A 6,451-nucleotide genomic window follows, 5' to 3' on the forward strand; every position below is an offset into this window, starting at 1 on the left:
TTCCAGGTAAATAACAATATCACTGGCCAAGTGAATAGTGCAGCTAGCCCGTTTGTGATTAAAAATGTTAACAAAGAAATTAGTGGTAAAGAAAGCGTCAATAATTCAGCACCTGCGGCAGAACCAAGCTTTAATGAACCAAAAGATTTTGTCAGTGCTTTAATTGCGCCAGCCCAAAAAGTTCAACAAACCTTAGGTGTACCTTTTGAAGTGGTTATTGCTCAAGCTGCACTTGAAACCGGTTGGGGACAAAAGATAATTAAAGGCCAAGATGGTACTAGCTCAAATAACCTCTTTAATATAAAAGCCGACTCTCGCTGGTCTGGCGATAAAGTGACCAAAGAAACCTTAGAGTTTGAGCAAGGCGCTATGGTCAAAAAAGCAGAGCCCTTTAGAATGTATCAATCCCTAACAGACAGTGTTGATGATTACATAAACTTCCTTTCAACTAGCGAACGCTACCAAGATGCATTGCAAGACTCCAGCAATGTGGAACACTTCCTGCAAGGTTTACAGAAAGCAGGTTACGCAACAGACCCTCAATATGCCGATAAAATACTAGGTACCTTGAAAACCGTTACTAACCTTTTAGCTAAATAAATTATCCAAGTAAATTAGCGAAGGGTTAGGCCTCAAGGTTTTAATTGCTGCGACCTTCATAAAACATATTTATAGCAAACATACAGTTGGCCTACGTTCTAGCGCTATCTCATATGCTTTGTTATCGGAGACAATATTATGACAGTGAGTTTGTACCAAACCGGTGTAAGTGGTTTACTAGCGGCCCAACAGCAGCTGGCAACAACAGGTCATAACATTGCCAACGTAAATACTGACGGCTATAACCGCCAACGTGCCGAGCAAAATGCTTCCTTGGGCCTTAATAATGGCAGTAATTACATTGGCGCAGGCACCTATATTCAAGATATCACTCGTCTTTATGATCAATTCTCACATAAAGAGCAGCTTTTAACACAAAGTAGCTTAGGTAATGCTGATTCACTCCAGGCCCGACTAACACAGCTTGACCAAGTGATGTCAACTTCTGGTAATGCTGTTGTAGGCTCCTTAGATAAATTTTACCAAGCACTGAATGGCGTCGCCGATAATCCTAACGATACCGGTTTACGCAGCATAGTGATCAACCAAGCCAATATTTTAAGTAATGACTTTAATGAGTTAACTAATAATTTCGATAATATGACCAATGCGGTCAATGGTGAAATCGAACAAGTTGCTAATAGAATTTCCGAAATATCAGTAGAGTTAGCCAAGCTCAATGAAACCATTATGTACTCACAAAACCCGTCGCAAGGCGGGCAGCCTAATGATTTACTTGATAAACGTGATCAACTCATTGGTGAATTAAGTCAGTTTACCCGAGTAACCACCATACAAGATGCTAATAATGTTATGACGGTTATGATTGGGCAAGGTACTACGTTAGTTGCCGGTATTACCCCTATGACCCTGCGGGTGACGGCAGGCGACCCAGATGCTCAAAAAACTCAGCTAAGTCTAGTAAGTAATAATAGTAGTGTTGCGATAAAGGCTTCTACTCTCGGTGGATCATTAGGCGCTAGCTTCGAATTTAGAGATGAACACCTCACGCAAACTCGCACTGAAATAGACCGTTTAGCCATGGCTATATCGTTTACCTTAAACGATAGTCAGGCCAGTGGCTTAGATTTAAATGGCTTGCAAGGCGCTAATATTTTCACCGATATAAATACCACTGAATTACAACAAGGTAGAGTATTAGTACCCGCAAGTAATACCGGCACAACACAAGCACAAGTTACTATAAACGATGTCTCGCTACTGCCTACCGATGAATTTGAAGTGCGCTTTGATGGTACCGACTTTACCCTTTATAACTTAACTTCTGGGGCGAGTGAAAATTTAGGTGCTCCTGGTGCGGGTGTGCCAGCAGGTACACATACTCCGACTTCACCGGATTATGGCTTTTCGTTTGTTGAAACGGGTGTGCCGGTTGCTGGAGATACTTTCACCATTATCCCCACAAAAGATAGTGCCGCATTAATGAAAACGACATTAACCGATGGCAATGCCATTGCAGCTAGTACCGCAATTGCCGTAACACCATCAAGTAACAATGTCAGCGAAGGCAAGGTAGAAATCACCAATGTTATTAATCCGGTTGCGGCTCAAGGTTATAACGTTACTGTCGATGTTTATGAAAGTGCACCAGGTACCTTTAGTTACCGTGTTTATGACACTGCAACACCGCCACCAGCACCAACTATTGCCGCGGGTACTTATGCTCCAGGCGCGAGTGTGCTCATTGATATCCCCGCAGGTACCCCTGATTTTCAAATTGAAATCAGCGGTGACTTGGTCGGTTCAGGTACTAATGCCCGTGAAACATTTACCCTAGGTGACGCCTTTGGTGTTGGTAACGGTAACAATGCCGTTGTTATGGCTAAAACCCAAGAGGTAGGTGTTACTAATGGCGGCAGGGAAACTTTTAGTAAAAGTTTAGCGGTATCAACCGCTGTAGTGGGCGCTAAAGCCAGTAATGCTGATTTAACTGCCGATACGGCTCAGGCACTCTTCACTCAAGCTTATAACCGTAATCAAGCGACATCAGGGGTTAACCTTGATGAGGAAGCCGCCAACCTAATGAAATTTCAACAGGCATACCAAGCTGCATCGCAAATTATTTCTACGGCTAATACGCTTTTTGACACCATTTTAGCGGCCGTAAGGTAAGGGGGATTATATGCGCGTTTCTACAGCTCAATTTTACTTACAAAGTGCTCAACTCATGAGCCAAAAGAGCTCTGATGTTAATGAGCAAATGGCTTATTTGTCCAGTGGTAAAAGGGTGCTAACGGCTAAAGATGATGCCGTAACTTACGGTACCTTAGCGGGGTATAAAAATGACTTGGCTAACATTGAAAAATATAAACGTAATATCAATCAGGCTGAAAGTCATAACAGTTTACAAGAAGTTGTTTTTGCCGATGCGGAGAATATCTTAAATAATGTTAAGGCGCTCATGCTACAAGCAAATAATGGCGCTATGTCTGATGAAGACTTACAGACATTAGCTAATCAGACGCGAAATAGCCTTGAGCAATTGCTTGATCTCGCCAACAGCCAAAATGAAAATGGCGACTATATTTTTTCAGGTTACCAAACAGAGCAGCAACCCTTTAGTCAACAATCTGACGGCTCTGTTCTTTACAGTGGTGATTCTGGCGTTAGAGAACTACAAATCGCTAAAAATATAAAAATCCCTACTAACCAAACTGGCGATGCTTCATTTATGAACGTAGCTAACGCTATAGGTGATTTTACTGCCAACTATCCCACGGCTCCTGTAGCCAACACCTCCGGTGTTGCCGTTGAAAGTGCGAACGTAACCGATCGCGGTTTGTATAACACTAGTGCCATGCCCCATGATTATACCTTTACTTTTGGACCGGGTGCCGCCGATTTAAATGTTCTCGATAGCGGTGGTGCGAATGTCTTTACTACGGCTACCTATGTTGCCGGGCAAACAATTACCTTTGACGGCATTGACGTAACCTTAAGCGGCAATCCATTGCCGGGTGAGAGCTTTACTATCAGTGAGCAAGAGGAAGTAACTATCTTTGACACAATTAATGATGCTATTTCCTGGATGGAACAAGGCTCTGTGTCAGCCAGTCCAGAGCAACATCAAGTAGATTACAGTGCGCTACTGAATCAACTTAACTCTTCCATGAGTCATATAACGTCAAGGCGAGTAGATTCAGGTATTCGTTTACAAGTGCTTGATAGTCAAGAAAATAGGCACCTAGATACTGAGTTAGCACTTACGAGCAGTAAAAGTACAATCGAAGATTTAGACTTTGCCAAAGCTATCTCAGAGTTTGAACAAGCAAAATTAGCCTTACAAGCCTCTCAGCAGACGTTTAGTAAGGTGCAAGGCTTAAGCTTATTTAATTATATTTAATTATTTTAAAGAAAAGCATCACCATTTTTTAAAGTGGCATTATTTATGCTTTCACCATAACTAGTAAGACAAAATAACAAATGGCTGTGGTGTGTAAAAGTTAACCCAGCAATTTTTTATCACTAAAAGAGCAGAAGCTTTAATTTGTAAGCTTCTAATACCAACAGTAAATGTAGACATTAGGAGCTATTATTATGGCCTTATCAGTAGTAACAAATACCGCGTCATTAAACGCACAACGTAATTTAACAAAGTCTGGTGAAGGTCTAGCCACCTCAATGCAACGTTTGTCATCAGGTATGCGTATCAATAGTGCCAAAGATGATGCTGCGGGTATGCAAATCGCTAACCGATTAACTTCACAAATAAACGGTTTAGGCGTAGCCCAACGAAATGCCAATGATGGTATTTCTATGGCGCAAACCGCTGAAGGCGCGATGCAAGAGTCATCAAATATCTTGCAACGCATGCGTGATTTATCATTACAATCTGCCAATGGCTCGAACTCTGCCGATGATAGATCTGCCCTACAAAAAGAAATGGGTGCCTTGCAACAAGAGCTCACTCGTATCGCTGAAACCACTAAGTTTGGTGCGACCAGTTTACTTGATGGCTCTTTTGGTACCAAACAATTTCAAGTCGGTGCTAATGCCAATGAAACCATTAATGTTACCTTAGGAAATATGTCAGCTGATGCTATAGGTGCTTATGAAGTTAATGATTCATCTGCTGTGCTTGGTCTGCCAGCCACGCAAACTGCACCGTTAGCGACAGCAATCGCAACTGTTGCCACGGCTAGTTTGAATATTAATGGTACTTCTATTCCGGATGCCGGTGTAACCGCTAAAGGTGCGGCTGAAGTTGCTGATACTATTAACGATGCTTCTGCTGGTGTTAAAGCGATTGCCAAACTTGATGTTACTTTTTCCGCTTTAACTTCTGCTGATAATAGTGTATTAACTTTCCAAAAAGCAGGTGGTGTTGTTGATACCTATAACCTAGCTACTTTTGGTGGTGATGTAGATCGATTAGCGGAAGAAATGCAAGCAGATGGCTATGATGCTGTAGTCGATAATGGCTCATTAACTATTAAAGCCGTTGGTGTTGATGGTATACAAATGACAGGTACTACAGGTACGGCAACTTTAACAAACAATGCTACTGGTGGTGCTGCTATTGCGGGTGGTGCAACGAATAATGATATCAGTATCTCTTCTACCTTAACGCTTTCATCAGCGAATAAAATTGGTATTTCGGGTACCGATGTTGATGATATCTTAGCAGAGGGAACAAGTATAACTGCGACAGGCGGAACTGGTTCTTTAACTACGGTTGAGTCTATTGATATCTCAGGAACCACTTCAGCGGGTTCACAAGATGCCTTAATTGTCATTGATGCAGCACTTGCACAAATTGATTCAACTAGAGCAGGCCTTGGTGCGGTGCAAAATCGTTTTAGTCACACTATTAGTAACTTAGCGAATGTGTCAGAAAATGTATCGGCATCACGTAGCCGAATTCAAGATACTGATTTTGCTTCAGAAACTGCAATGATGACCAAGAACCAAATATTACAGCAAGCAGGTACGTCAATCTTGTCACAAGCAAATCAAATACCTCAAGCGGCAATTAGCTTATTAGGTTAATTAATTTGCTTAGTTATTAGTACTCTTGCTGGTAATTGCTTACTCGTTATTGATTGCAAGTAACTGCTAAGCGCTCGTTAGCGCATGTGCACTTATTAAAGGAAACCCATTTGGGTTTCCTTTTTTTGTTTTATCGCTTACTAGTCTCACTACGAAAATGAGTTAAGTGGTAAAAGCTAATCCTAAATATAAGGCTAGGTTTTTTGTTACTTGTCAATTGTTTGACTGAAAAACAACCAGCTCAATGTCAATTTATCTATAGGCACTTAACTTTTTAACTTGTTGTTATATAACAATTTTGCAAACTTGGCTTGCTTCTTGATTGTATTAATAAGTAAGTAGGGGCTTTACATTTTTAATGAGCTTCTAAAGATACCAATTAGGAGATTATTATGGCTTTATCAGTAATTACTAACACTGCATCACTTAATGCCCAGAGAAACCTATCTAGATCTGGCGAAGGTCTGGCAACATCAATGCAGCGTTTATCATCGGGCTTGCGGATTAATAGCGCAAAAGATGATGCCGCTGGTATGCAAATAGCTAACCGCTTAACTTCTCAAATAAACGGCTTGGCGGTAGCGCAGCGTAATGCTAATGACGGTATATCTATGGCGCAAACGGCAGAAGGCGCCATGCAAGAATCGTCAAATATTCTACAACGTATGCGTGATTTAGCCCTACAATCAGCTAACGGCTCTAACTCTGCCGATGACCGAGAAGCATTGCAAAAAGAAGTAACACAAACCGTTATTGGCCGTCCGATTAATTTCCAAGGTTTACATGGCGAGGAAAGCAACCGACAAGCCATTAATGTCTTAACGAATGCGGCAAAACGTGT

General features: G+C 41.6%; 4 protein-coding genes and 1 pseudogene. All 5 read left to right on the plus strand.

Annotation, left to right across the window (positions count from 1 at the left end; all coding sequences use genetic code 11):
• Positions 1 to 600: flagellar assembly peptidoglycan hydrolase FlgJ (gene flgJ / locus HRT50_RS03525; protein WP_291611390.1), on the plus strand; the 600-nt coding region annotated here is incomplete at its 5' end.
• Between the two features lie 138 nt (positions 601 to 738).
• A complete protein-coding gene (flgK, locus tag HRT50_RS03530; protein WP_291611392.1) occupies positions 739 to 2,733 on the plus strand; it encodes a flagellar hook-associated protein FlgK in 1,995 nt (664 codons plus the stop codon).
• Positions 2,734 to 2,743: 10 nt separating this feature from the next.
• Complete coding sequence (gene flgL, locus HRT50_RS03535) at positions 2,744 to 3,964, plus strand: flagellar hook-associated protein FlgL (RefSeq protein ID WP_291611394.1); 1,221 nt, start codon at positions 2,744 to 2,746, stop codon at positions 3,962 to 3,964.
• Between the two features lie 194 nt (positions 3,965 to 4,158).
• Entirely contained in the window at positions 4,159 to 5,610 is a 1,452-nt protein-coding gene (locus HRT50_RS03540) for a flagellin (RefSeq protein ID WP_291611396.1), read from the plus strand.
• Positions 5,611 to 6,002: 392 nt separating this feature from the next.
• Positions 6,003 to 6,451 (plus strand): annotated as a pseudogene (locus HRT50_RS03545) (flagellin); the annotation flags it as partial.

This window comes from Colwellia sp. (genome assembly GCF_013215345.1).
Taxonomy (GTDB): domain Bacteria; phylum Pseudomonadota; class Gammaproteobacteria; order Enterobacterales; family Alteromonadaceae; genus Colwellia.

Excerpts from the sequence above, each read along its gene's own strand:
- flgK (WP_291611392.1), top strand. The coding sequence starts at position 739 with ATGACAGTGAGTTTGTACCAAACCGGTGTAAGTGGTTTACTAGCGGCC.
- flgL (WP_291611394.1), top strand. The coding sequence starts at position 2,744 with ATGCGCGTTTCTACAGCTCAATTTTACTTACAAAGTGCTCAACTCATG.
- HRT50_RS03540 (WP_291611396.1), top strand. The coding sequence starts at position 4,159 with ATGGCCTTATCAGTAGTAACAAATACCGCGTCATTAAACGCACAACGT.